This window comes from Paraburkholderia sediminicola (genome assembly GCF_046026895.1).
Taxonomy (GTDB): Bacteria; Pseudomonadota; Gammaproteobacteria; order Burkholderiales; family Burkholderiaceae; genus Paraburkholderia; species Paraburkholderia sediminicola_C.
This window is the reverse complement of record NZ_JAQQEU010000048.1, coordinates 20,075-46,714: the sequence shown is the minus strand read 5'-3', so window position 1 is coordinate 46,714 and position 26,640 is coordinate 20,075. Positions and strand designations below refer to the sequence as shown.

Below are 26,640 nucleotides of genomic sequence, written 5' to 3'. Positions count from 1 at the left end.
CCTGGGCAGGCACTGCTCATTCGCCGAACTCCCTATAAGAAGACTGGATGGTCCCCGGCTGGAGATGCCGATCCGCGCGGCGCACGCACGCTGCGACCGCGGTATGCTCCGTCCGGCGCGCGGGCCTCCTCCTATCTCCACGCGAACACCCATATGCCCGATCTGCACTGGACCATTCCGGTCGGTCGCTGGTCTAGCTGGCCGGCTACCACATCCGCCGCCCCCGAGATTGGCTTCATCGAGCCGATGGTGCGGCGGCGTCTGAGCACGCTGTCCAAGGTGGCGCTGAAAGTCGCGCACGACTGCGTCGCGCAAGGCGCGGTCCGGGTCGTGTTCGCGTCGCGTCACGGGGAATTGCGCCGCACCACCGACATTCTGCGCAGCATCAGCGCGGCCCAGCCGGTGTCACCGACCGCCTTCAGCCTGTCGGTGCTGAACGCGATGACGGGCGTGTTCGGGATTGCGCGTGGCGACCGCTCGGCGGCGAGCGCGATTTCGGCCGGCGCCGAAACGCTCGGCTATGCGCTGCTGGAAGCCCACGCGCAATTCGCGACGCAGCCTGACTCGCCGGTCCTGCTGGTGTACGCCGACGAACCGGCCGACACGGCCTACGGCACGATCGAAGACGAAGTGCAAGGCGGCGCGATCGCGATTCTGCTGGACCGCGAGGCGGCGGCCGGGCACATAACGTGCTCCCTGTCCCGCGCCGGGGCCGAGCGGCCCGCGCGGTCCGGGGGCGCACACGGGGCCGGCGTCAACCGTGAGAGCGGCGCGGCCACCGAAACCGCAGCGGCCACCGAAACCACCGCCGCCAGCGGCCTCGGCCAGGCCGCCAGCTTCGCGACCCAGAGCCAGGCGCTGCTGCACTGTCTGGAAACCGCCCAGCCGGCCTGCTGGCAGCGCGCCGGCGCCCTCTGGCATTGGAGTTGGCATGACCGCGCGGCTTGATTACCTGTGGCGCTTTTGCGCGACCGGCATGGCCTTCGTGGTGTTCGGCATCTGCGGCGTGCTGTTTTCCGTGCTGCTGTTTCCGCTCGCGTGGCTGTGGCCGCATCGCGCGTCGCGGCAGCGGGCGGTGACGGGCGTGATCCACTGGTTTTTCCGCGCGCTGGTCGCACTGTTGCGCAGTGCCGGTGTGATGAAGCTCGACGTGTCGGGCTCGGACGTATTGCGCGCGGGCGGACCATCGGTCGTGGTGGCGAATCACCCGACCTACCTCGACGTAATGGTGCTGTTGTCGCTCACGCCGCGCGCCTGTTGCGTCGTGAAAAACGCGCACTGGAGCAACCCGTGCTTCTGGGGGATCGTGCGAGCCGCGGAGTACGTCAGCAACGCGGACCCCGCGGCGCTGATCGACGCGGGCGCGAGGCAACTGGCGGCGGGCTATACGGTGATCATTTTTCCCGAGGGCACGCGCAGTCCTGGGCGCAATCGGCTGCATGCGTTTTCGCGCGGTTTCGCGCACATGGCGTTAAAGGCCGGCGCGCCGATCGTGCCGGTGCTGATGGATTGCGACCCGCCCGCGTTCATGACGCAGATGCGCTGGTATCACGTTCCGGCGCGCCCATTCCGGATGCGCGTGAACGTGCTCGCGCCGTTAGGCGTCGAGCAGCTTGCGGCCCATCAAACAACACCGGCTCTCGCGGCGCGCAGCGTGACGAGCGCCGTCGAAGCACACATTACCCGGCATCTGTTCGCTTATGGATTCTTTAAAACTGGAAATTAAGCAGCTTCTGATCGAAGCGCTCGACCTCGAAGACCTGACCCCCGCCGATCTCGACGACGATGCCCCGTTGTTCGATACGGACGGCATCGGTCTCGACTCGATCGACGCGCTCGAAATCGGCATCGTGCTGCGCAAGCAATACCAACTGACCATCGCGGCGAACGACGAACGCACGCGCGAACACTTCCGCTCGATCAACACGCTGGCCGCGTTGGTGGCGAGTCAGCGCGAAGCGGTGGCTGCTACGAACGAAACCTCAAAGAAGGGGGAATGAACCGTGTCCGACGCAGAGATTCTTGAACGCATACACGCGATCTTCAAAGAGAACTTCGCCATCGAGCCGGAACGCGTGACGCCCGACGCGCATCTGTTCGAAGACCTCGATCTCGATAGCATCGACGCCGTCGACCTCGCGATCAAACTGCAGGAAATGACCGGCCGGCGCATCAAGCCCGAGGCCTTCAAATCGGTGCGCACCGTGGGCGACGTGATCGGCGCGGTCGAAACCCTGCTGGCGGCCCAAGGCTGATGCCGGCCACGCGCTCGCGCATGCCGGCGGCGGCGCGTCCGGCCGTCGCGGCGCAGGCCGGCCCTGCGCGGCGCTGGGGCAAGCTCGTCGTGCAAGCGCTGCTCAAGCTCGCCTATCCCGCGCTGATCCTGTGCGCGTGGCGCTGGGACGCGCCGCGTGTGGTCGGCTGCATGCTGTTCGCGATTCTGTGGCTGCAGCGCTGGGCCGGCGGCGGCACGCTCGCGGCGTCGCTGCGGCGTCTGACCGCCATCGACTGGGCCGTGGTCGGCATGCTGAGCTGCGCGTCGGCGGCGATCGTCGTCACCGACAGCGAGCTGCTGTTGCGGCTCTATCCGTCGCTCGTCAATCTCGGTTTGCTGATCGCGTTCGGCGCGACACTCGTGCGCGGACCGTCGATGATCGAAAAATTCGCGCGCCTCGGCAATCCGGATCTGCCGCCCGGCGCGGTGCGCCATACGCGGCGTGTGACTCAGGCGTGGTGCGCGTTTTTCGTGCTGAACGGCGCGTTTTCCGCTTACACGGCGCTGTACTGGGGTCGCGCGAGCTGGTCGCTCTATAACGGTGCGATTGCTTATGGGCTGATCGGCGTGCTGCTGGTGGCCGAGGTGATCTGGCGTTATCTGGTCGTGCTGCCGCGCGCCGCGCGTTCGGGGGTGGCATGATCGCGTTGCACCATCTGTTGTCGGCTGCGGATGAAGCCGCCGCGCCGGTATGCCGGGATGGCAACGCGGTGCTGGATCGCGTGGCGTTCCGCGCGCGCGTCGCCACACTGATCGCGCTGCTACAAACGCGCACAGAATCGCGCTACGCGCTGTGCATCGACGATCCGTTCGATTTCGCGTGCGCGCTGTTCGCGCTATTCGCGTGCGGCAAGGAGCCGGTGTTGCCTGCCAATGCGACGCCGGGCTATCTAGCCGATCTCGCCGGCGCGTACGACAGGGTGCTGACCGATGCGGACCTGCCGCTCTTCACAGGCGACACGAGCGCGGACCTCGTCGCCGCGCGCCGCGCCCACCCGATCGATCCGCAAGCCCCGCTCACGCTCTACACGTCAGGCAGCAGCGGCCGCCCGAAACCGATCCGCAAGACGCTCGCGCAATTCGACGCCGAAGTGCACACGCTGGAACAGCAGTGGGGCGCGCTGGTCGGCGATGCGACGATGCTCGCGAGCGTGCCGCATCACCACATCTACGGTTTGCTGTTTCGTGTGCTATGGCCGCTGGCTGCCGGTCGCGCGTTCGATCGCGCGATCAGCCTCGATCCGCTGCATTTGCAAAGGCGGGTCGCGCAATGCGGCGCGACGGTGGTCGTCTCGACGCCCGCGCAATTGTCGCGTTGGCCCGCGTTGCCCGGCTTTGCCGCGTTGACGCCGGTGCCGCGCGCGTTCTTTTCGTCGGGCGGCCCGCTCGCGCTCGAAGCCGCGCGGCACTACGCCGCCGCGTACGGCGCCGCGCCGCTCGAAATCTACGGCAGCACGGAAACCGGCGGCATCGCGTGGCGGCGTCAGGACCGGACCGATGCATGGCAGCCGGTGACCGGCGTCGAAGTGCGCCGCGACGAGGAGGGTGCGCTGAACGTCCGCTCACCGCATCTCGGCCATCCAGGCTGGCACCGCACCGACGACAGCATCGCTTGCGACGCCCAGGGCCGTTTCCGTTTGCAAGGCCGGCTCGACCGCGTGCTGAAGCTGGATGGCAAGCGCGTGTCGCTGGCCGAGCTGGAAGCGCGTCTCGCGCTGCATCCGTATGTGGCGCAAGCGGCGATCGTCCCGCTGGAGGGCGCGTCGCGCGAACGCGCCGGCGCGGTGGTCGCATTGACCGACGCGGGCGGCGCGGCGTTGCGCGACGAAGGCCGCGTGCTGCTTGCGCGAACCCTGCGGCGCCATCTCGCGAACTATTTCGACGTGGTCGTGCTGCCGCGTCATTGGCGTTTCCGGCTGAGCTTGCCGTTCGACGCGCGCGGCAAACTGCCGGTGAGCGCGGTGGCGGCCGCCTTCGACGCGCGCGCCGAAGGCATGGACGTGCTGGCCGAAACGCGCAGCGGCGACACGCTGCATTACGAACTGCGCGTGCCGCGCACGCTCGCGCATTTTGCCGGCCACTTTCCCGGCCTGCCGATTCTGCCGGGCGTCGTCCAGCTCGACTGGGCGATCCGTCTGGCCGCGGATCATTTGCCGGGCGTGCGCGCGGTCGCGTCGATCGACAGGCTGAAGTTCATGGCGCCGGTCTTGCCGGGCGCGGTGCTCAAGCTCACGCTGGCCCACGACGCCGCGCGCCGCCGGGTGCAGTTCACGTACCGGATGGACGGCCGCGAATGCGCGGCGGGGGTGATCGTCTATCGGGAGCCCGCGTGATGAGCCGCTTCGCTGCCTGCATCGTCATTCCGATCTACAACCACAAGGACGCGATCGGCGCGACCGTCGACCGTCTCGCGATGCATCGGCTGCCGATCTTCGTGGTCGACGACGGCAGCGACGAGCCGACCCGGCAGGTGCTCGCCGCGCTCGCGCAGCAGTACGCGGGGCAGCTCACGCTGCTGCGTCTGCCGGTCAACGGCGGCAAAGGCGCGGCGGTGATGGCGGGGTTGCGCGCCGCGCGCGACGCGGGCTATACGCACGCGTTGCAGATCGACGCCGACGGCCAGCACGATGCGGCCGACGTGCCGCGCTTCATCGACGCGGCGCGCGCCGAGCAAGGCGCGGTGATTCTCGGCCGGCCGGTCTACGACGAGAGCGTGCCGAAAGCGCGCCTTTACGGCCGCTATCTGACGCACGTGTGGGTGTGGATCGAAACACTTTCGCTGACGATCCGCGATTCGATGTGCGGGTTCCGTCTCTATCCGTTGGCGCTGGTTTGCGAGCTGATCGATAGCGTGCGGCTGCCCACGCGCATGGACTTCGACATCGAAATCCTCGTGCGCCTGCATTGGCGGCGCGCGGCGTTCCGTTCGATTCCGACGCGCGTCACTTATGCCGCCGACGGCATATCGCATTTCGACGTGCTGTGGGACAACGTGCGCATCAGCGGCAGCCATACGCGGCTCGTGTTCGGCATGCTGTGGCGTCTGCCGAGGCTGCTCGCGCATAAGGTGATGCCGCGTCGCGCCGCGCTTGCCGATGAGCCATGCGAACCGGGCGAACCGCGCGAACCGGATGAAGCCACGGAGCCGAACGGCCAGCACTGGTGGCGCGTCGCCGAACGCGGCAGCCACCTCGGCATGGCTTTGCTCGCGCTCAGTTGCAAGCTGTTCGGCCGCCGCTTCACCTCGCTCTGGCTGCATCCGGTCGTCGCCTATTTTCTGCTGACGGGCCGCGCCGCGCGCGGGGCGTCGGCCGATTACTTCAGGCATCTCGGCGCGGCCGCGCCGCAAGGCGAGACGCCGCGTCCCGGCTGGCTGTCCGCGTATCGCCACATGCTGGCGTTTGCGCAGTCGGGTTTCGACAAACTCGCCGCCTGGTCCGGGCGCGTCGACGAGGCGGACGTTAAATTCGACGATCGTTCGGCGTTCGAAGCATTGGTTTCGAGCGGCAAAGGCGCGCTCGTGATCGGCGCGCATCTCGGCAATCTGGAGATGACCCGCGCGCTCGCCACACACGGCGCTCACGCGAAAGTCACCGCGGTCGTCTACACGGAGCACGCGCGCCGCTTCAACAGCGTGCTGGCGTCGGCCCATAGCGAGTTCGCGCGGCATCTGCTCGAAGTCGGCGACTTCGGGCCGGAGACCGCGGTGCTGATGCAGCAGCGCGTCGATGCCGGCGAGTTGCTGGTGATCGTCGGCGACCGCGTGCCCGCGCACGAAGCGGGCCGCACGACCCACGCGCGATTTCTCGGCGCGAGCGCGCCGTTCGCGCAAGGTCCGTATGTGCTCGCGCATGCGCTGGGCTGCCCGGTGTATCTGTTGTTCTGCCTGAAAGAGCGCGACGGCTATCACCTGTATTTCGAGCCGTTCGCCGAGCGCATCGAGTTGCCGCGCCGTGAACGCGCGCAGCATCTCGCGACGTGGGCGCAACGTTACGCGGCACGTCTCGAACATTATTGCCGCAAGGCCCCTTACCAATGGTTCAACTTCTTCGATTTCTGGGCCAGCCCCAAGCGAGGCGCGAATGGCCGAACATGATCTGAGCGAAGCGCGCGATGCCGGCACGAGCGTGAACGCGCACGCCGACGCCAACGCCGACGCCAACGCCGACGCCAACGCCGACGCCAACGCCGACGCCAACGCCGACGCCGACGCCAACGCAAACACGGCGGCGGTCGTGCTCGGCGCGCGCAAATTGACGATCGAAGAGGTCGTCGCGATTGCGCAGCACCGCGCGCCGGTCGCGCTGAGCACCGACCCCGCATGGCGCGCGCGCATCCAGCGCGGCGCGGATTTTCTGCGCCGCCATCTGGCTGCGGGCGCGACCGTGTACGGCGTCAACACCGGTTACGGCGACGCCTGCGTGGTCGACGTGCCGATGGAACTGATCGAAGCGCTGCCGCTGCAACTGACGCGTTATCACGGCTGCGGCATGGGCCAGCATCTGGACGACGCGCAAGCGCTCGCGGTGATCGCCGCGCGGCTCAACTCGCTGGCCTATGGGTTTTCCGGCGTGCGCCCGGTGCTGCTCGAACGCCTGGCCGATCTGATCAATCATCGTGTGTTGCCGCGCATTCCGGCCGAGGGCTCGGTCGGCGCGAGCGGCGATCTGACGCCGCTGTCGTATGTGGCGGCGGCGCTCGCGGGCGAGCGCGACGTGAAGTTCGAAGGCGCGCTGCGCGACGTGCGTGACGTGTGGGCCGAACTCGGTCTGGCGCCGCTCACGCTCGCGCCGAAAGAAGGTCTCGCGCTGATGAACGGCACGGCGGTGATGACGGGCCTCGCGTGTCTCGCGTTTGCCCGCGCGGATCATCTGACGCGGCTCGCCGCGCGTTTGACGGCGCTCTCGACCGTGGCGCTCGACGGCCGTGCCGCGCACTTCGACGCGACGCTGTTCGAGGTGAAGCCGCACGCCGGCCAGGCCGAAGCGGCCGGCTGGATCCGCGACGATCTCGCCGGCCGCGACGATACGCCCGGACATCGTCTGCAGGACCGCTATTCGATTCGCTGCGCGCCGCACGTGATCGGCGTGGCGCGCGATGCGCTGACGTGGGTGCGCCGCGACGTCGAGAACGAGTTGAACAGCGCCAACGACAACCCGCTGATCGATCCCGACAACGAGCGCGTGCTGCACGGCGGCAACTTCTACGGCGGCCACATCGCGTTCGCGATGGATGCGCTGAAGGTCGCGGTCGCCAATCTCGCCGATCTGATGGACCGGCAGTTCGCGCTGCTGGTCGACGTGAATTTCAACAACGGCTTGCCGCGCAATCTGTCGGGCGCCGCGCCCGCGCGCGCGGCGATCAATCATGGCTTCAAGGCCGTGCAGATTTCGTCGTCGGCATGGACTGCGGAAGCGCTGAAGAACACGATGCCCGCCAGCGTCTTTTCACGCTCGACCGAATCGCACAACCAGGACAAGGTCAGCATGGGGACGATCGCCGCGCGCGACTGTTTGCGCGTGCTGGAGTTGACCGAGCAGGTGGCCGCCGCGCATACGCTTGCGACGGTGCAGGCCGCGCGTTTGCGTTTGCGGATCGACAGCGCGACGCCGGTGCCGGCGCCGCTGCAAAGCTTGATCGACAACGTGAGCACGGGCTCGCCGTTCGTCGATGAAGACCGCGCGCTGGAAAGCGAACTGCGCGCGTTGACCGCGCGCATTGCCGCGTGCGATCTGCTCGACGACTATCGCGGAGGGCCGAACGCATGAGCGGGAAGCCGAAAGTGCTGAGCGCGAGCGCGACGGTCGAAGTGCCGTTCCACGACGTCGACGCGATGAATGTGTGCTGGCACGGGCACTATCTGAAGTACTTCGAGATCGGCCGCGCGGCGCTGCTGCGCGCATTCGATTACGACTACCGCGAGATGCAGGCGTCGGGTTATCTGTGGCCGATCGTCGAGGCGCATCTGAAGTACGTGCGGCCTGCGGTGTATGGTCAGCGGCTCGATGTGCGCACGCAACTGCTCGAACACGAAAACCGCCTGAAAATAGGCTATGAAATTATCGATTGCGCGTCCGCTACGCGGCTCACGAAGGGCTACACGATCCAGGTCGCGGTCGATGCGGCCACCCAGGAGTTGCAGTTCGTGTCGCCGCCGGTTGTATTCGAAAAGCTGGAGCGCATATGGGGACGATGACATTGCGCGCGCTGCTGGTGAGTGCGTTGAGCACATTGAGCGTGACCGGTGCGATCGGGATGGCGGCGTGGCCGGCGTCGGCAGCCAGTGCAGCCGCGGCAACCACCGCGCCCGCATCGACCGCCGGCAACCCCGCACTCGTCTCGCAGGTCGCCGCCCATCTCGCCCAGGCCAAGGGCGTGCGCGCGCAATTCACGCAGACGCAGACACTCGCGGCGATGAAGCAGCCGCTCGTCAGCAGCGGCGCGTTGCTGTTCTTTCGCGAGCGCGGCGTGATCTGGCGCGTCGATGCGCCCTACAAAGCCACCTATGTGATCACCGACGCGGGCGTCACCCAGGTCGACGCCACTGGCCGGCGCGTGAGCGCCCGCAGCGCGCAAGGCACACGCGGTGTCGCGCAGATCTCGAAGCTGATGCGCGCGATGCTCGGCGGTGACCTGTCGGCGCTGTACTCGCAGTTCGACGTGCAGGCCGAAGGCAGCGCCGCGCAATGGCGCATGCAACTGACGCCGAATCAGCCGCAGCTCGCGCAGTCGATCAAGCGTCTGGAGATGGGCGGCGGCGACTACCTGCAAAGCTTGCGCATCACGCTGGCTAACGGCGACGTGACCAGGCTCGACTTCACGCAGGGCGAGGCGGTGACCGAACCGACTGCGGCTGAACGCAGCCTGCTCGGAGCGCCGTAATGAACATGCGGGACGTGCGCGATACGCGCAAGGCGCCGCAACAGCGGTCCGCGAGACAGACGTGGGGCGTGCGCGCCGCGTGGCTGCTGCTCGCGCTGGCCGCGGCGCTGTACTGCGCATGGCGCTTCGCGGGGCCGTCGCCGTTGCAGACCGATCTGCTCGCGCTCTTGCCCGCCACCGAAGCGGACCCGGTCGCCGAAAAAGCGGTCGACACACTGGCGAGCGCGCTCGGCGACCGCACGGTGTTGCTCGTCACCAGCCACGACGACAAGCACGCGAAAGCGGCGGCGCAGCAGCTTGGCGCATCGCTGCAAAAGAGCGGGGCGTTCGCCTCGGTGACGGCGGAGTTGCCGCCGTTCGATCTCGCGCAGATCGCCGCGTTATACATGCCGTATCGCTTCGGCCTGCTCGCGCCGGTCGACCGCGCGGCGCTCGCCGCCGGCGCCGCGGGCGCATCGGGTGCATCGCGTGCATCGGGCCCGACCTTGCGCGACACGCTCGCGCAGCGCATCTACAGCCCGTTGCACGGCGGCCTGAGCACGCCGCTCGCCGACGATCCGTTCGGCTGGCTCGAACGCTGGCTCGGTGGCCTGCCGCTCGCAACCTCCAATCTCGAAGTCGAAGACAACCTGCTGGTCGCGCACCGTGGCGCCGCGACCAGCGTGCTGATCGTCGCGACGTTGCGGGGCTCGGCCTACGAAACCAAAACGCAGCGCGCGGTGCAAGCGGCGCTCGCCCACAGCGAAAGCGCGTTGCGACAGGCGTTTCCCGATGTGTCGGTGGCGCGCACCGGCGCCGTGTTCTACGCGGAATCGGCGCGCAGCGCGGCCGAACGCGAAGTGCACCTGATCGGCATCGCGTCGTTGTGCGGGATCGCGCTGCTGATGTTGTGGGTGTTCCGCTCGCCGCGCCTGCTGCTGCTAGGTTTCGTGTCGACGGCGTTCGGCATCGTCTGCGCACTCGCCGTCACGCTGCTGGTATTCGGCAAGCTGCATCTGTTGACGTTGGTGTTCGGCGCGAGCCTGATCGGCGAGGCCGTCGATTATTCGATCCAGTACTTCGTCGTGTATCTCGGCGCGCGGCGCGACTGGGACGCGCGGCGCGGCGCGCGCACGGTGCGGCCCGCGCTGACGGTCGCGCTGCTGACGAGCCTGCTCGGCTACGCGATCCTGACGTGGGTGCCGTTTCCCGCGCTCAAGCAGATCGCGTGCTTCGCGATGGTGGGCATCACGACGGCGTTCGCATCGGTGCTGTGGCTGTTGCCTGCGTTGCTGACGCGCGCGCCCAAGCGCAGCCCGCAACGCGTGTTCGCGGGGGCGGCGCGTTTGCTGGCGCTCTGGCAGCGCGCGATCGGCGGGCGGCGTGCGTGGTATGTGGCGGCGCTGTTGCTGATCGTCGCGCTTCCCGGCTGGCTGCGTCTGACGAGTGACGACGATATTCATCTGCTGATCCAGCGCGATGCGTCGCTCGTCGCGCAGGAGGACAAGGTGCGCGACGCGGTGGGCGTCGATAACAGCGCGCAGTTCTTCGTCGTGCGCGGCGACACGCCGGAAGCGGTGCTGCAACGTGCTGAAGCGCTGGGCGCGAAGCTGGATGCATTGGACGGCACGGCGAACCAGGTCGGCGGTTATCAGTCGGTGACGCAGTTCGTGCCGTCCGCGAAGCAGCAGGGCGAAAACCGCGCGCTGCTCGCGCAGCATGTCTTCGACGACCGTGGCGCGTTGCGGGCCACATTGCTGCAAGCGGGCTTCAAGGATGAAGTCGCCGATGCGTGGCTCGCCGCGTTCGCGCAAGCGCAGCCGCCGCTGACTGTCGAGCGTTGGCTGGCCGCGCCGTGGTCGCAACCGTACCGGCATCTGTGGCTCGGTGCAGTGGATGCCGCTGCGCGCGAGTATGCGGCAGTCGTGATTCCGCAAGGCGTGACGCCCCGCAATGCACCCGCGTTGCTCGCACTCGCGCAGCACTTGCCGGGCGTCACGTTCGTCGATAAGGCCGCCAGCGTGTCGAAGCTGTTCGGCGCCTATCGGGTGGACAGCGGCTGGTGGCTCGGCGGCGCACTCGCCCTGGTGCTCGTGCTGCTAACCATGCGATACGCCGCGAAGGAAGTCCGATTGAGGGACCGCCTGCGCGGCGGCATCGCCACCACTTTGCCGGTGCTGCTCTCAATCGGCGTCACGCTCGCGGTGTTCGGCTACGCCCGCGTACCGCTCAATCTGTTCAACTGGCTCGCGCTGATGCTGGTGCTCGGCGTCGGCGCAAACTATGCGGTGTTCCTGCGCGAGGGCTGTCTGCGCGCGGACGCGGATCTCGGCGCGGTGTGGACCGGCGTGCTGCTGTCGGCGGCCACCACGCTGTTGTCGTTCGGCATGCTCGCCATGAGCGCGATGCCTGCGCTGAAGAGCTTCGGCGCGACGCTCGCGCTCGGCATCGCGGTCGCGGTGCTGCTTGCGCCGATCGGCATGCCACTGCAATCGAGGAGGGCGGCATGAGTGCGCCATCAGTTTATTTACACGCGCTCGGCATGACCAACGCGCTCGGCGGCAACGTCGATGAGATCGTGCCGGCGCTCGCCGCCACGCGTGCACCCGGCATGGCGCACGTGCACACGGGCATCGGCGACGCGTTTGCCGGCAGCGTGCTCGCGCCGCTTGAGCTGGCGCCGCGCGCCGACCTCGCGCGATACGACTGCCGCAACAACCGCTTGCTGTTGGCCGCGCTCGCGCAGATCGGGCCTGCCATCGATGCCGCGCGCGAACGCTACGGCGCAGCGCGCATCGGCGTGGTGCTCGGCACCAGCACGTCGGGCATCGAGGCCGCCGAAGCCGCGTTCGTCTATCACGCGAAAGCGGGCGAGCTGCCCGACAGCTTCAACTACCGTCAGATGGAAATCGGCACGGCCGCGCCGTTCGCCGCCGCCGCGCTCGGCGTGCAAGGCCCGGCCTTCACGATCTCGACCGCGTGCACGTCGAGCGCGAAGGCCTTCGCATCGGCGCGCCGGCTGTTGCAATTGCAACTGTGCGATGCCGTGGTGGTCGGCGGCGTCGATTCGCTGTGCGAATTGACGATGCAGGGCTTCGCGTCGCTCGAATCGACTAGCGCCGTGCGCACCAATCCGATGAGCGTCAACCGCCGCGGCATCAATGTCGGCGAGGGTGCGGCCGTCTTTCTGATGAGCCGCGACGAAGCGGCGGTGCGGCTCGCGGGCGTCGGCGAATCGAGCGACGCGCATCACATTTCGTCGCCGGACCCGCAAGGCACGGGCGGCGAACTCGCGTTGCGCGCGGCGCTCGCCGATGCGGGCATCGCACCGGCCGCGCTCGGCTATGTGAACCTGCACGCGACCGCCACGCCGAAGAACGACGAGATGGAAGCGAAGCTGATGGCGCGAGTGTTCGCGAACGGCGTGGCGACGAGCGGCACCAAGCCCCTGACCGGCCATCAACTCGGCGCGGCGGGCGCGACCGAACTCGGCTTCGCGTGGCTCACCCTCGCGCGTGACGACGTGCCGCTGCCGCGTCATCTGTGGGACGGCGAAGCCGATCCCGCCTTGCCCACGCTCGACCTGGTGGAAAGCGAACGTTTCGTGCCGCGCGGCGCGGGCACGCAATACGTGATGAGCAATTCGTTCGCGTTTGGCGGCAGCAATGTCAGCCTGATCCTCGCACGGTGACGCACATGACGACTCCGCCACCGGGCGACGGGCAACTCGTGCAGCAACCGATCGAGGCGATCATCCCGCATCGCGGCACCATGCTGCTGATCGACGCGGTCGACAGCTTCAGCGACACCACGCTGAACGCGCGCGCCACCGTCGATCCGCACGCGTGGTACGCCGGCGCCGACGGCGCGATGCCCGCGTGGATCGGCATCGAACTGATGGCGCAGGCGATCGCCGCGCACGTCGCGCTGCTGGCGATGCGCGGCGGCGGCCGCGCACGGCCCGGCGTGCTGCTCGGCTCGCGCAGCTACCATGCGCTGCGGCCGGCGTTCGCCCGCGGCGCGCGTCTGCTGGTCCACGTGAGCGAGCTGCTGCGTGCCGAAGCGGGCCACGGCGCGTACGAATGCACGATCCACGAAGACGGCGTGTGTTGCGCCGAAGCCGTCATCAAGATTTTTCAGCCGCCCGATTTTCAGTCATTCATCGAAGGGAGTGTCAGTTCATGAGCCGGCGTGTTCTCGTTACCGGCGCAAGCCGCGGCATCGGCCGCGCAATTGCGTACAAACTGGCCGCCGACGGCTTCGCGGTCGGCGTGCATTGCCGCACGGGACGCAGCGAAGCCGATGCGGTTGCGACGGGCATCGCCGCGCAAGGCGGCACGGCGCGCGTGCTGCAATTCGACGTGCGCGAGCGCGCCACCTGCCGCGCCGTGCTCGAAGCGGATGTCGCCGCGCACGGTCCGTACTACGGCATCGTGTGCAGCGCGGGCGTGACGCGCGACGCCGCGTTTCCCGCGCTCACCGAAGAAGATTGGGACATCGTGATCGAGACGGGTCTCGACGCGTTCTACAACGTCGTCCATCCGCTCACCATGCCGATGGTGCGTGCCCGCAACGGTGGGCGCATCGTCACGATCGCGTCGGTGTCCGGGGTGATGGGCAATCGCGGCCAGGTCAACTACAGCGCGGCGAAGGCCGGGCTGATCGGCGCGACCAAAGCGCTCGCGGTGGAGCTGGCGACGCGCAACATCACCGTCAATTGCGTCGCGCCGGGTCTGATCGAAACCGGCATGCTCGAGCAGAGGCCGCTCGAACAGGCATTGAAGACGGTGCCGATGAACCGCGTCGGCCAGCCAGCGGAGGTTGCGTCGGTGGTCAGTTTCCTGATGTCGGATGCGGCCTCGTATGTGACGCGCCAGGTGATCGGCGTGAACGGCGGGATGGTGTGATGAAGCGCGTCGTCATTACCGGCATGGGCGGCGTCACCGCATTCGGCGATAGCTGGGACGCGATCGAGGCGCGCCTGAAAAGCGGCGCGAACGCGGTGCGGCGGATGCCCGAGTGGGATTACTTCGAATCGCTGCATACGCGGCTCGCGTGTCCGCTGCCCGATTTCAGTGTGCCCGCGCACTATCCGCGCAAGAAGACGCGCGCGATGGGGCCGGTGTCGATGTATGCGGTGCGCGCGAGCGAGCTCGCGCTCGCCGATGCGGGCCTCGCCGACGACCCGAGCATCGCCGATGGCCGCATGGGCGTCGCGTATGGTTCGTCGTCGGGCTCGGTGCAGCCGATCCGCGCGTTCGGCACGATGCTCGAAACCGGCTCGATGAACAATGTCACGTCGAACAGCTACGTGCAGATGATGCCGCACACCACGGCGGTCAACGTCAGTCTGTTCTGGGATCTGAAAGGGCGCATCATCCCGACCTCGTGCGCGTGCGCGTCGGGCAGCCAGGCGATCGGCTACGCGTTCGAGGCGATCCAGTCCGGCAAGCAGACGCTGATGCTGGCGGGCGGCGCGGAAGAACTGTCGGGCCCGGCGGTGGCGGTGTTCGACACGCTGTATGCGACCAGCACGCGCAACGATGCGCCGCATCTGACGCCGCGTCCCTTCGATGCCGCGCGCGACGGCCTCGTGGTCGGCGAAGGCGCGGCGACGCTGGTGCTCGAAGAATACGAGCACGCGGTGGGGCGCGGCGCGCGCATTCACGCGGAAATCATCGGTTTCGGCTGCAACTCGGACGGCGCGCACATGACCCAGCCGACCGCCGACACCATGGCGCTCGCGATGCAGCTCGCGCTGCGCGACGCGCAACTGCCAGCGCACGCGATCGCCTACGTGAACGCGCACGGCACCGCGACCGATCGCGGCGACATCGCCGAAAGCCACGCGACCGCGCAGACCTTCGGCGCGCGCATGCCGATCAGTTCGCTCAAGAGCTACGTCGGCCATACGCTCGGCGCGTGCGGCGCGCTCGAAGCGTGGTGGACCATCGAGATGATGAAGCGCAACTGGTACGCGCCGACGCTCAATCTCGACAATGTCGATCCGGCGTGTGCGCCGCTCGACTACATCGCCGGCACCGGGCGCGAGATCGACGCCGAACATGTGATGAGCAACAACTTCGCATTTGGCGGCATCAACACGTCGCTGATTTTCAGGCGCGTCCGATGAGCGTCGCGCTGCAACGCGTGGTCGTCACCGGCATGGGGATCGTGTCGTGTCTCGGCAATTCGCTCGACGAGGTGGCCGCCGCGTTGCGCGCGGGCCGCTCGCGCATCGAGCGAGTCGATGCCTGGTGCGAGCGCGGGTTCGCGTCGCAGGTGTCGGGCGTTGCGTCGGTCGCGCAGGAGCCGCCGTTCGAGCGCAAGCTCGAACGCTTCATGGGCGACACCGCGCGCTTCGCGTGCCATGCCGCGCGCCGCGCGATCGACGATGCCGGGCTCACGGCGGCCGTGTTGCGCTCGCCGCGCGCGGGCGTGGTGATCGGCTCGGGCGTCGGCTCGCTGTCGAGCTACGACGCGGCGCTGGCGATCGCGCACGCGCGCGGCGTCGACAAGGTGCCACCCTACACGGTGCCGCAGACGATGAGCAGCACCGCCTCGGCCAATGTCGCGCAGCTGTTCGGGCTGGAAGGGGTGAGCTATTCGCCGTCGTCGGCATGCACGACCTCGGCGCTCGCGATCGGCCAGGCCATGCAGTTGATCCAGACCGGCCGCCAGCGGATCGTGCTGGCCGGCGGCAGCGACGCGCTGCACGACAACACGACGCTGCTGTTCGACGCGATGGGCGCGCTGTCGCGCCGCTTCAACGACGAGCCGCAGCATGCATCGCGTCCCTATGACACGCAGCGCGACGGTTTCGTGATCGCGTCGGGCGGCGGCGTGCTGGTGCTCGAAGCGCTCGATCACGCGGTGGCGCGCGGCGCGCGCATCTATGCGGAGCTCACCGGATTCGGCGCCAGCACCGACAGCGCCGGCATGGTCGCGCCGCGCGCGGCGGGCATTGCACGGGCGATGCGCGGCGCGCTGGACGAAGCGGGCAAGCGCCCCGACTACGTCAACACGCACGCGCCGTCGACACCGCTCGGCGATCTCGAGGAACTGCGCGCGTTGAATGAGGTGTTCGGCGCTGCGCTCGGGCAGCGCGTGCCGGCGTTTTCGTCGACCAAAGGCATGACCGGGCATTCGCTTGGCGCGTGCGGCGCGCACGAGGCGATCTACACGCTGCTGATGATGCGCGACGGGTTCATCGCGGGCACGGCGGATATAGGGACGCCGGAACCGGAACTGAGCGACATGCCGCTCGTGCGCGCGACGCGCGCCGCGCGCATCGGCACGGCGCTGTCGGTGTCCTTCGGGTTCGGCGGCAGTTGCGCGAGCCTGATGTTCGAAGCATGGCAAGGCGTTTGAGATGGCCGCGCCGTGCAGGCAAACCCACGCATTTGCAAGCACACATTTGCAAACACTGAGGTACACGTGAATCAACATTCGTCAAAGCGGACCACCGTCGATGTCGCGATCATCGGCGCCGGTCCGGCCGGCGCGGTCGCGGCCGCGCTGTTACGCAAAGCGGGCCGTTCGGTCCTCGTGCTGGAGCGGCAGCATTTTCCGAGATTTTCGATCGGCGAGAGCTTGCTGCCGCAAAGCATGGCCTACCTCGAAGAGGCCGGCATGCTGCAAGCCGTGGTCGAAGCGGGCTTCCAGTACAAGAACGGCGCGCATTTCGTGTATCGCGACCAGTCGTCGTCGTTCGACTTCCGCGACAAGCATTCGCCCGGCTGGGGCACCACCTATCAGGTCGAGCGCGCGGTGTTCGACGACATCCTGATTCGCTGCGCCGCCGGGCAGGGCGCCGACGTGCGCTTCGGCCACACGGTGCGCGCGGTCCACACGGGTCTCGTGCCGCTCGTGGACGTGGTCGACGAAGCCGACCACGCGTACCAGATCGAAGCGCGCTTCGTGCTGGACGCGAGCGGCTTCGGGCGCGTGCTGCCGCGTCTGCTGAATCTCGAATCGCCGACGCGCATGCCCACGCGCGCCGCACTCTTCACGCACGTGCGCGACGGCATTCCGGTCGAAGCAAGCGATCGCAACAAGATCTGCATCGCGACGCATCCCGAGCGCCGCGATGTGTGGTTCTGGATGATTCCGCTGGCGGGCGGCCGCTCGTCGGTGGGCTGTGTCGCCGAGGCCAGTTTTCTCGAGGTGCCCGAAGCGGAGCGCGACGCGACGCTGCGCGCGCTGATCCAGCAGGAGCCGACGCTGAACCGGCTGATCGGCGGCGCGCCGTTCGTGATGCCGGTGCGCCATATCGGCGGGTACGCGGCGAACGTCGAGCGTCTGCATGGGCCCGGTTACGCGCTGCTCGGCAATGCGGGCGAATTTCTCGATCCGGTATTCTCGTCCGGCGTGACGATCGCGCTGCGTTCCGCGCATCTCGCGGCGCACACGCTGAACCGGCAACTGGACGGCGCGGCGGTCGACTGGTCCGCGGACTATGACGTGCCGTTGCGCAAGGGCATCGACACGTTCCGTGCGTTCGTCGAGCGCTGGTACACCGGCGAGTTGCAGGACATCATCTACCACCCGGATCAGGTGCCGTCGATCCGGCGCATGATCACCGCCGTGCTCGCGGGGTACGCGTGGGATGAATCGAATCCGTATGTCGCCGATCCGGTGCGACGGCTCACGACGTTGCATGAGGTGTGCATGCCGCGGTGAATGGCGGCCCAATTTGATCTGGAATCCAGAGCAAATGAAAACGGCGCTTCGGGAACGAAGCGCCGTTTCTTATTCATCCACGTGAATCGATCCACGCACCGTCAAGCCGCGATTCTCGCCGCCCCCTGCGCATGCTGCCGCGCATCGTCACGGCGATGCACCCGTTTGCCGGCCGCATACGTTTCATAAACCGCGCGATCGTCGCCGAGCAGCGCAAACGCGAACAGCAACTCTTCCAGCGATTCCTTGCGCGCGGTGCGGCGCGCGAGCAACGGCGTCGCCTGCGGATCGAGCACCACGAAGTCCGCTTCCGAGTTCGGTTTCAACGTGCCGACCTTGTCCACCAGGTCGAGCGCTGCGGCCGCGCCCGCGGTCGCCAGATAAAACATGCGCGTGGCGCTCAGATGATGGCCGCCCAGACGCGCGACCTTGTGCGCCTCGTTCATCGTTTGCAGCATCGAGAACGAGGTGCCGCCGCCGACGTCGGTTGCCAGCGCGATCGGCATGCCCGCCGCGTCGGCCTTGTCGAAGTCGAACAGGCCGCTGCCGAGAAACAGGTTCGAGGTCGGGCAATGCGAGGCGACCGTGCCGGTTTGCGCCATGCGCCTGCGGTCCTCGTCATCGAGGTGGATGCAATGGCCGTACACCGCACGGCGGCGCAGCAGGCCATAGTGATCGTAAATGTCCAGATAGCTGCGGTGGCCGGGGAACAGATCGGCGACCCATTTCACTTCGTCGGTGTTTTCCGCGACGTGGCTCTGGATGAATACGTCCGGGTGTTCGCGCGCCAGCACGCCGCACGCTTCGAGTTGCGCTTCGGTCGAAGTCGGCGCGAAACGCGGCGTGAGCGCGTACATCTGGCGCCCGCGATCGTGCCAGCGGCTGATCAGCTCGGCGCTGTCGTCATAGCCCGATTGCGCGGTGTCGCGCAGGAACTCGGGGCAGTTGCGGTCCATCAGCACCTTGCCCGCCACCATCCGCAGATTGCGCGCGTCGCTCTCGGTGAACAGCGCGTCGGCGGATTCCTTATGGACCGTGCAGTAGACGAGCGCGGTGGTCGTGCCGCACGCGAGCAGTTCGTCGACGAAGAAGCTCGCGGTGTCGCGCGCATACGCGGGGTCGGCGAAGCGGCGCTCGGTCGGGAACGTGTAGGTGTCGAGCCACGGCAGCAAACCCGGCGCCGGCGACGCGATCATGTCCGTTTGCGGGAAATGAATATGCGTGTCGATGAAACCCGGCACGATCAGCTTGTCGCGCAGGTCCTCTACCTGGGTGCCCGGCGCGAGCCGCGACGCGAGCGCCGCATACGCGCCCGCCGCCGCCACGCGGCCGTCTTCGACGATCAGCAGACCGTCCTCGTGGAACACCACCGCATCGGGCGATTGCGCGGGGTCGCCGTTGAAGCTCAGCAGTTGCGCGCGAAATGCCGACTGCGCTGCTTTGGCCGGGCTGGCCGGGTTAGTCGATTGAGTCATGGAAAAACCGTCTCCGAATGTGAGAAGCCGCGCAGCGCGGACAGCGGGTTGATCCCGGGCTCCAGAGAGAACCCGCGCCGCCGCCGGCTGCCTTATACCGGCCCGTCAGTGCGGGCCGCTTTGATGCCAGTGCGCGTCGAGCTTCGCGATCAGCGCGCTGCGTTCCTCGGGGGTCACGAACGACGCTTCGAAGCTGTTGCGGATGATCGTGTAGACCTCGGCATCGTCGAGCTTCAGCGCGTCGATGGTGGCGAAGTAGTTGGCGTTGACGTAGCCGCCGAAGTAGGCCGGATCGTCGGAATTCACCGTCACCGCGACACCGCGATCGAGCAGGTCCTTCAGCGTGTGTTTGGTGAGGTCGTCGAACACGCACAGCTTCAGGTTCGACAGCGGGCACACGGTCAACGCGACGCGCGAGTCGGCCAGCCGCGTGACGAGCGCCGGGTCCTCGATGCTGCGCACGCCGTGATCGACGCGGTCCACCTTAAGCAGATCGAGCGCTTCGTAGATGTACGCGGGCGGACCTTCCTCGCCCGCATGCGCGACGAGCTTCAGGCCGAGCGCGCGCGCCTTCGCGAACACGCGCTCGAACTTCGACGGCGGATGGCCACGCTCCGACGAATCCAGCCCGACGCCGATCAGCCGATGCCTGTACTGCTCGAAGAGCGGCAGCGCTTCTTCGAAGGTGGCGAGCGCGTCCTCTTCCGTCAGATGGCGCAGGAAGCACAGAATCAGCTTGCTCGACATGCCGCGCTTTTCCGCGTCGGCGAGCGCGCGTTCGATGCCGGCCACCACGGTCGCGATCGGCACCCCGCGTTCGGTGTGCGTCTGCGGGTCGAAGAAGATTTCACTGTGAACCACGTTGTCGGCAAGACAACGTTCGACATACGCCATCGTCATGTCGTAGAAGTCCTGCTCGTGCAGCAGCACGCTCGCGCCCGCGTAGTAGATGTCGAGGAACGATTGCAGATCGGTGAACGCATATGCGGCGCGCAGCGCGTCGATCGAGTCGTACGCGAGCTTCACGCCGTTGCGCTCGGCGAGCGCGAAGATCAGCTCGGGTTCGAGCGAGCCTTCGATATGGATATGCAGCTCGGCCTTCGGAGCCCGCGCGGTTTTATCGGCGAGCGATGGAGTGGTAGCGGTCGTTGTAGTCATGGTCGGTTATGAGTTTGCTGGAGTCGGTTCGCGCCGGATCTGATGGGGAGCGGATGCGCGGCGATGGGGCGATAGCCGCGCCGCCGCGCTTCACACCGCCTGGGTCGTGTGATGATGCACGCCCGCGTTCGCCTCGACGGCTTGCAGCACCTGCGCGGCCGCCGAGATCGCGATCACCTCCGGCGACTTGTCGACGATGCCGTCGACGCCGAGCGGGCACTTCATCCGCGCGATCCGCGCCGGGTCGATGCCGCGCGCCGCCAGCCGGTGTTCGAACTGCTTGCGCTTGCTGTGCGAGCCGATCATGCCGAAGAACGCGAAGTCGCCGCGCCGCAGAATGCGCTCGGCCAACTCGAGATCGCGCGCATGGTTGTGCGTCATCACGATGAAGTACGTGTGCGGCGCGGCCTCATCGATGGCTTCGTCGGGCGCGTCGTTCGGATCGAGCTTGACGTTGGGCGCGTGCAGCGATTCGACCGGCGGGAACTGCGCATCGCGCTCGTCGACCCAACGGACCGTGCAGGGCAGCGTGGCCAGCACGCGCACCAGCGCGGCGCCCACGTGGCCGGCGCCGAACAGCACGACGGCGAAGTCGCCCGGCGCGATGGTTTCGGTGAGCAGCGCGCTGCTGTCGTCGAAACCGGCGCCGTCCCACAGCAGGCAGTCGGCGGCGTCGACACCCGGTTCGGGGTCGGACAGCATCACTGCATCCGGTGCGGGGCCGAATGATACGCTACGCACCGTCGAAAGGCCGGCGGCCACGCGCTTGGCCAGCGACGTGATCCAGCCGAGGTCGCCGATGTCGAGCCGCTCGAACGCGAGAATCACCGCGCCGCCGCAGCATTGGCCGAGGCTAGGGCCGAGCGCGAAGCGCTCAAGCCTGCGCATGTGCGGCGAACGCATGCCGTCGCGCAGCACCTGGCGAGCGGTCTCGATGGCTTTCCATTCGAGGTGGCCGCCGCCGATCGTATGCCTGGCCGAGTCGCGCGTGACGATCATCTTGGTGCCGGCTTCGCGGGGCGCCGAACCTTCGACGCGTGCGACCGTCACCAGCACGGCGGCGTCGCCGTGCGCGAGCAGTTGTTGCAGGTCAGGTAGCCAGGCTTGCATCCGGCGGTTCTCCAGAGAGGGCCGCGCGGGGTGTCCGTGCGGCCGGTTGCGTTGGTGCGCTTGTGCGTCTGCTTGCGGCCCGGTGCGTTCGTGTCGCGTCAGTCCGTGGAGTCATTTCAGTTCGATCATTCGCATCAGTTTATTGCGCCCAGTTCAGGCCGTCGTGTCGGTGACGGCCGGCTCCGCGGCGGGGTCTTTGGCGCATTCGGCCTGCAACGCGTCCAGCGCATCGAGTATCGCTTCGGGCGTGGCCGGCGCCCGCAACGGCGGAGCATGTCGCGCGCCCGGCACCGCCGCCGCGATCGCGTCGCGAATCGCGAGGAACACCGAGAACGGCAGCAGCAACGGCGGCTCGCCGACGGCCTTCGAGTGGAACACGGTCGGCTCCGCGTTCTGGTTCCGGTAAAGCTGCACGTTGAACGCGGCGGGCGTATCGCTCACCGCGGGAATCTTGTATGTGGACGGCGCGTGCGTCATCAGACGGCCATCGCGGTTCCACCAGAGTTCCTCGGTGGTGAGCCAGCCCATGCCCTGAATGAAGCCGCCTTCCACCTGGCCGATGTCGATCGCCGGGTTGATCGACTGGCCGGCGTCGTGCAGCACGTCCGCGCGCATCAGCTTCCATTCGCCGGTCAGCGTGTCGATCACCACTTCCGACACCGCCGCGCCATACGCGAAGTAGTAGAACGGATGACCCGTCAGCGTTTTCGCATCCCAATGCACTTTCGGCGTCGTGTAGAAACCGTCCGACCATAACTGCACGCGCGCGAGATACGCCGCGCCGACCAGTTGCTCGAACGGCATCGCGCCGCCGTTCACCGACACCGCGCCGCGGGCGAACTGCACGTCTTGCACGTTGCCGCCGAGCTGCTTGGCCGCGAGTTCCGCAAGCCGCGCGCGGATCGTCTGCGCGGCCGCCTCGGCGGCCTTGCCGTTCAGATCGCTGCCGGTCGAGGCCGCGGTCGCCGACGTATTCGCGACCTTGGACGTATCGGTTGCGGTGACGCGCACGCGCGACAGCGGCAAGCCGAACTGATTCGCGACGACCTGTGCGACCTTCGTGTTGAGCCCCTGGCCCATCTCGGTGCCGCCGTGATTGACGAGCACCGAGCCGTCCTTGTACACATGCACCAGCGCGCCTGCCTGATTCAGAAACGGCACGTTGAACGAGATGCCGAACTTGACCGGCGAAAACGCGAGGCCTCGCTTGAGCACCGGACTGTCGGCGTTGAAGGCCGCGAGCGCCGCGCGGCGCGCGCGATAGTCGCTGGTATCGAGCAGCGCGTCGGTGAGCGGCGCGATGATGTTGTCCTCGACGCGCTGCCCGTATGGCGTGGTATCGCGCTCGCCGATGCCGTAGTAGTTGGCCACGCGCACGTCGAGCGGATCGCAGTTCAACTCACGCGCGATGCTGTCGAGCATCACTTCCATCACGAGCGCGCCTTGCGGACCGCCGAAGCCGCGGAACGCGGTGTTCGATTGCGTGTTGGTCTTGCAGCACAGCGCGACGATATCGACATCGGACAGGTAGTACGCGTTGTCGAAGTGGCACACCGCGCGCGTCGCGACGGCGCCTGACAGATCGGCCGAATAGCCCGCGCGTAAGGCGATTTCGACGCGCGCGCCGAGAATGCGGCCGTCGCCGTCGAAGCCGGCTTCGTATTCGTAGACCGCGTCGTGGCGCTTGCCGGTGATCATGAAGTCGTCGTCGCGGTCGGCGCGCAGCTTGACCGGACGGCGCAGCCGTTGCGCCGCCAGCGCCGCCACGCACGCGAACAGCGCCGACTGCGATTCCTTGCCGCCGAAGCCGCCGCCCATGCGCCGGCATTCGCACACCACGTTGTGCGCGGGCCAGTCGAGCATGTGTGCGACCACCTGCTGCATTTCGCTCGGATGCTGCGTCGAGCTGTAGACGAGCATGCCGTCCATTTCCTTAGGCACCGCATACGCGATCTGGCCTTCCAGATAGAACTGCTCCTGGCCGCCCACGTCGAACGTGCCGCTGATCCGGTGCGGCGCGGCGGCGATTTTCGCGTCCGGCTCGCCGCGTCGGAGATGCAGCGGCGGCAGCACGAACTGCCGCGCGGCCTTCGCTTCGGCCGGAGTGAGGATGGCTTCGAGCGGTTCGTAGCGGACCACGTCGTCGCTTTTCGCGAGCGCCGCGGCGCGCCGTGCCAGTTCGTGGTTCTCGGCAATCACCGCGAACACCGGCTGGCCGAGATACAGCACTTCGCCGGCGGCGAGAATCGGGTCGTCGTGCAGCACCGGGCCGCAATTGTTTTCGCCGGGGATGTCCTCGGCGCTCAGCACTGCGATCACGCCGGGCGCGCGTCTGACCGCGTCGAGATCCATCGACACGATCCGCGCGTGCGCATGGCGCGACAGGCCGAGCGCCGCGTGCAGCGTGCCTTGCAGTTCGGCGATGTCGTCCGTGTAGGTGGCCTCGCCGCTCACGTGCAGCGCCGCCGACTCATGCGGCAGCGACACGCCGATCGCCGCGTCGTGTGCGTGGTCATGCGCGGCGGCGGGCTTCGCGGCAAGCGTCCCGCCGGCGTGTTCGACGAAAGCATCAGTGCGGTTCATCACGGCGACTCCTTCGCAACGGCCGCGTCCGATGAGCCCGACAGTCCCGGCATTCCGGCTGCGAACGCGAATGCATTCACGTCGAGAAGGGCGAGCGGTGCGTCATGACGCGTTTCGAGGTGAAAGCGCCACAGCAGGTTGCGCGCCACCTTCAGCCGGTATGCGCTCGACGCGCGCATGTCGGTGAGCGGCTGGTAATCGGCGCCGAGTGCGTTCATGGCTTGCCGCGCTGTGCCTTCGTTCCATGCTGCGCCGTTCAGCACGGCTTCGGTTTGCGCGGCACGCCTGGGCGTGGCCGCCATGCCGCCGAACGCGACGCGGGCGTTCTGAATCGTGCCGTCGTCATCGAGGTGCAGCGCGAATGCCGCGCAGACCGCCGAGATGTCCTGATCGTAACGCTTCGACACCTTGTACGTGCGAAAGCGCAAATGGCCCGCCGGACGCGGCACGCGCAGCGCCGTGACGAATTCGCCGGCCGCGAGCGCGCTTTTCTGATAGCCGAGGTAGAACGCGTCGAGCGGCAGCGTGCGGGTTTTCGCGCCGTGGCGCAGCACGACTTCGGCGTCGAGCGCGAGCAGCGCCGGCATCGAATCGCCGATCGGCGAGCCGTTAGCGACATTGCCGCCGAGCGTGCCGGCGTTGCGGATAGGCAGCGACGCGAAGCGCGTCCAGAGTTCGGCGACTTCGGGATAGTCGGCGGCGAGCGCCGCGTACGCGTCTTCGAGCGTGACGGCCGCGCCGATCGTCAGCGTTTGCGCATCGTGCTCGATGGTCTTCAGTTCGGCGACGTTGCCGATGTACAGAATGTCGCCGAGATCGCGAAACTGCTTGGTGACCCACAGGCCGACGTCGGTGCTTCCGGCGAGCAGCCGCGCCTGCGGATGGGCCGCGCGCAGCGCGGCGAACGCGTCGAGCGTGAGCGGCGCGCGGAAGGTGGACGAGCCGAACGCCGCGCCGCGCGTGTCGGGCGCGCCGTATTCGAAAGTGTCGTCGCGTTGCAGACCGCGCAGCGTGTCCGCGACGGCCCGGCGGTCGAGCGTCACGCGCGGGTATTGCGAATAGTCGAACATCTTCTGCGACGCCTCGACGATCGGCCGGTAGCCGGTGCAGCGGCACAGGTTGCCGGACAGCGCGGCGTTGATTTCGTCACGGGTGGGCAGGCCGGCGTCGGCCGGCTGGTTTTCGTACAGCGCCCACATCGACATCACAAAGCCGGGCGTGCAGAAGCCGCATTGCGAACCGTGGCAGTCCACCAGCGCCTGTTGCACGGGGTGCAGCGCGCCGTCGGCGGCGCGCAGGTCTTCCACGGTGAAGAGCGCCTTGCCGTCCAGCGTGGGCAGGAACTGGATGCACGCGTTGACCGCCTTCAGCGCGAGCGCCCCGCGCCCGTCGAGTTCGCCGACGACCACCGTGCAGGCGCCGCAGTCGCCTTCCGCGCAGCCTTCCTTGGTGCCGGTGCAACGGATATCCTCGCGCAGGTGCTGAAGCACGGTGCGCGTAGCCGGGACGCCCGCGACCTCGCGGATGGACCCCTGGTGATAAAAGCGGATGGTTTGCGTTGTCATGGCGAATCCGAAAGACAGTGCGGACCGGGCGCGCGTTACGCAGGGGGTCGCCAAAGCCGGCCTCGCGCACGTAGATCGCCATCCAGTTCCGAAGATAGCATTACCGGGTGCCGAAAATATTTCCCGTATCGCATGAAGCTTATGCGGCAACTGTCATGACCGGCCGTCACGTCAGTACGATTCGCGCGCAGCCGGGAAGTTGCCGCGGGCACGGGCGGGATTGCGCGAAGCCCGGCGGGACGGGGTATGGCGGCCGCGGCTGGGGCGGCGGGGTAAGCGTGCGGACCGCGCAGGCGCAAAAAAGCCGGCCTTCAGCCGCCGTGGACGGCGACGCGAAGTCCGGCCTGGTGCCAGCGCGGCAAGCGCCTAAGCGTGCCGCGAAATCAGACGAACCGGCGGCGGTTGCGCACGAGGCTCAGCGTCAGCGGGATGAACGCCACCACGAACGCGACCAGCGACCACATCGGCAAGGTCAGGCCGAGAATCGGCGGATAAATCGTTTCGCACAGGCCGGCGACCTTGAACACGCCCGGCAGCCAATGGGCGGGAGGCAGGCTGTCGACCACCGGCTGCAGCGCGTCGAAGCCGCAGCTGAAGCCGGGATTGGCCTGCACGTACACATGCCGCGCGGCGGTGACGATGCCCGCGAGCGCCGACAACGCCGCCATCACCTCCAGCAGGCGCACGCCGCGCCAGCTGTTGAAGCGCGCGCCGAGGAACGCGAACACCGCGATCAGCAGAAAGAAATAACGCTGGATGATGCACAACGGGCACGGGTCTTCGTGCAGGAAATACTGCAGGTACAACGCGCCGCCCACGAGGCCGACGCAGATCAGGCCAAGCAGAACCAGCAGGGTGCGCTCGCGGCGCAGCATCGCAATGTCGTTATTCATGGATCGTTGGAGCGGTCTCGAAACAGAAAGAGGGGCGG

Annotated in this window: 23 protein-coding genes; 17 read left to right on the top strand and 6 right to left on the bottom strand. The window is 67.7% G+C overall.

The features are described from left to right. Positions 1–153 precede the first annotated feature (153 nt). The 17 genes from PQR02_RS27275 (at position 154) to PQR02_RS27195 (ending at position 17,818) form a co-directional block, all read left to right on the top strand. Positions 154–948 (top strand): beta-ketoacyl synthase chain length factor, encoded by a 795-nt coding sequence (locus PQR02_RS27275; protein ID WP_408238672.1) that lies wholly within the window; start codon positions 154–156, stop codon positions 946–948. Further along, complete coding sequence (locus tag PQR02_RS27270) at positions 932–1,726, top strand: lysophospholipid acyltransferase family protein (protein ID WP_408238669.1); 795 nt, start codon at positions 932–934, stop codon at positions 1,724–1,726. Before PQR02_RS27275 ends, PQR02_RS27270 begins: the two co-directional genes overlap by 17 nt. Next, the gene (locus tag PQR02_RS27265; protein ID WP_408238666.1) at positions 1,701–2,000 is read left to right on the top strand and encodes a phosphopantetheine-binding protein; all 300 of its coding nucleotides are present in this window, start codon (positions 1,701–1,703) and stop codon (positions 1,998–2,000) included. The genes PQR02_RS27270 and PQR02_RS27265 overlap by 26 nt, the downstream gene beginning before the upstream one ends. A gap of 3 nt (positions 2,001–2,003) precedes the next feature. Beyond that, positions 2,004–2,255 carry an acyl carrier protein gene (locus PQR02_RS27260; RefSeq protein WP_408238663.1) on the top strand — a complete coding sequence of 84 codons (252 nt, stop codon included), beginning with the start codon at positions 2,004–2,006 and terminating at the stop codon, positions 2,253–2,255. Then, on the top strand, positions 2,255–2,917 hold the full coding sequence (locus tag PQR02_RS27255) for a COG4648 family protein (protein ID WP_408238660.1): 663 nt from the start codon (positions 2,255–2,257) through the stop codon (positions 2,915–2,917). The genes PQR02_RS27260 and PQR02_RS27255 overlap by 1 nt, the downstream gene beginning before the upstream one ends. Beyond that, on the top strand, positions 2,914–4,608 hold the full coding sequence (locus PQR02_RS27250; RefSeq protein ID WP_408238657.1) for an ApeI family dehydratase: 1,695 nt from the start codon (positions 2,914–2,916) through the stop codon (positions 4,606–4,608). The genes PQR02_RS27255 and PQR02_RS27250 overlap by 4 nt, the downstream gene beginning before the upstream one ends. Further along, positions 4,608–6,371, top strand: a complete 1,764-nt coding sequence (locus PQR02_RS27245; RefSeq protein ID WP_408238654.1) for a glycosyltransferase family 2 protein — start codon at positions 4,608–4,610, stop codon at positions 6,369–6,371. The genes PQR02_RS27250 and PQR02_RS27245 overlap by 1 nt, the downstream gene beginning before the upstream one ends. Continuing rightward, complete coding sequence (locus tag PQR02_RS27240; RefSeq protein ID WP_408238651.1) at positions 6,358–8,043, top strand: HAL/PAL/TAL family ammonia-lyase; 1,686 nt, start codon at positions 6,358–6,360, stop codon at positions 8,041–8,043. The genes PQR02_RS27245 and PQR02_RS27240 overlap by 14 nt, the downstream gene beginning before the upstream one ends. Then, positions 8,040–8,471: an acyl-CoA thioesterase gene (locus PQR02_RS27235; protein ID WP_408238648.1), complete on the top strand. Its 432-nt coding sequence runs from the start codon at positions 8,040–8,042 to the stop codon at positions 8,469–8,471. Before PQR02_RS27240 ends, PQR02_RS27235 begins: the two co-directional genes overlap by 4 nt. After that, a complete protein-coding gene (locus tag PQR02_RS27230) occupies positions 8,459–9,157 on the top strand; it encodes an outer membrane lipoprotein carrier protein LolA (protein ID WP_408238645.1) in 699 nt (232 codons plus the stop codon). Before PQR02_RS27235 ends, PQR02_RS27230 begins: the two co-directional genes overlap by 13 nt. After that, positions 9,157–11,646, top strand: a complete 2,490-nt coding sequence (locus tag PQR02_RS27225) for an MMPL family transporter (protein WP_408238642.1) — start codon at positions 9,157–9,159, stop codon at positions 11,644–11,646. Before PQR02_RS27230 ends, PQR02_RS27225 begins: the two co-directional genes overlap by 1 nt. Then, entirely contained in the window at positions 11,643–12,827 is a 1,185-nt protein-coding gene (locus tag PQR02_RS27220) for a beta-ketoacyl-[acyl-carrier-protein] synthase family protein (RefSeq protein WP_408238639.1), read from the top strand. Before PQR02_RS27225 ends, PQR02_RS27220 begins: the two co-directional genes overlap by 4 nt. Positions 12,828–12,832: 5 nt before the next feature. Continuing rightward, entirely contained in the window at positions 12,833–13,321 is a 489-nt protein-coding gene (locus tag PQR02_RS27215; RefSeq protein WP_408238636.1) for a hotdog family protein, read from the top strand. Further along, positions 13,318–14,043, top strand: coding sequence for a 3-ketoacyl-ACP reductase FabG2 (locus tag PQR02_RS27210; RefSeq protein WP_408238633.1), 726 nt, complete (start codon positions 13,318–13,320; stop codon positions 14,041–14,043). The genes PQR02_RS27215 and PQR02_RS27210 overlap by 4 nt, the downstream gene beginning before the upstream one ends. After that, positions 14,043–15,269 carry a beta-ketoacyl-ACP synthase gene (locus PQR02_RS27205; RefSeq protein WP_408238630.1) on the top strand — a complete coding sequence of 409 codons (1,227 nt, stop codon included), beginning with the start codon at positions 14,043–14,045 and terminating at the stop codon, positions 15,267–15,269. Before PQR02_RS27210 ends, PQR02_RS27205 begins: the two co-directional genes overlap by 1 nt. Continuing rightward, complete coding sequence (locus PQR02_RS27200; RefSeq protein ID WP_408238627.1) at positions 15,266–16,507, top strand: beta-ketoacyl-[acyl-carrier-protein] synthase family protein; 1,242 nt, start codon at positions 15,266–15,268, stop codon at positions 16,505–16,507. The genes PQR02_RS27205 and PQR02_RS27200 overlap by 4 nt, the downstream gene beginning before the upstream one ends. 66 nt (positions 16,508–16,573) lie before the next feature. Further along, entirely contained in the window at positions 16,574–17,818 is a 1,245-nt protein-coding gene (locus PQR02_RS27195; RefSeq protein WP_408238624.1) for an NAD(P)/FAD-dependent oxidoreductase, read from the top strand. Between the two features lie 101 nt (positions 17,819–17,919). Here the strand turns inward: PQR02_RS27195 and guaD are convergent, their stop codons facing one another. The 6 genes from guaD to PQR02_RS27165 all read right to left on the bottom strand — a co-directional run bounded on the left by guaD (position 17,920) and on the right by PQR02_RS27165 (position 26,602). Then, positions 17,920–19,293, bottom strand: a complete 1,374-nt coding sequence (gene guaD / locus PQR02_RS27190; protein WP_408238621.1) for a guanine deaminase — start codon at positions 19,291–19,293, stop codon at positions 17,920–17,922. 105 nt (positions 19,294–19,398) lie between these two features. Beyond that, complete coding sequence (locus tag PQR02_RS27185) at positions 19,399–20,451, bottom strand: adenosine deaminase (protein ID WP_408238618.1); 1,053 nt, start codon at positions 20,449–20,451, stop codon at positions 19,399–19,401. A gap of 90 nt (positions 20,452–20,541) precedes the next feature. Continuing rightward, positions 20,542–21,561 (bottom strand): xanthine dehydrogenase accessory protein XdhC, encoded by a 1,020-nt coding sequence (gene xdhC / locus PQR02_RS27180; RefSeq protein ID WP_408238615.1) that lies wholly within the window; start codon positions 21,559–21,561, stop codon positions 20,542–20,544. Positions 21,562–21,714: 153 nt separating this feature from the next. Next, complete coding sequence (xdhB, locus tag PQR02_RS27175; RefSeq protein ID WP_408238612.1) at positions 21,715–24,144, bottom strand: xanthine dehydrogenase molybdopterin binding subunit; 2,430 nt, start codon at positions 24,142–24,144, stop codon at positions 21,715–21,717. Next, on the bottom strand, positions 24,144–25,709 hold the full coding sequence (gene xdhA / locus PQR02_RS27170) for a xanthine dehydrogenase small subunit (RefSeq protein ID WP_408238609.1): 1,566 nt from the start codon (positions 25,707–25,709) through the stop codon (positions 24,144–24,146). Before xdhA ends, xdhB begins: the two co-directional genes overlap by 1 nt. A 383-nt stretch (positions 25,710–26,092) precedes the next feature. After that, entirely contained in the window at positions 26,093–26,602 is a 510-nt protein-coding gene (locus PQR02_RS27165; protein ID WP_408238606.1) for a disulfide bond formation protein B, read from the bottom strand. Positions 26,603–26,640: the final 38 nt, after the last annotated feature.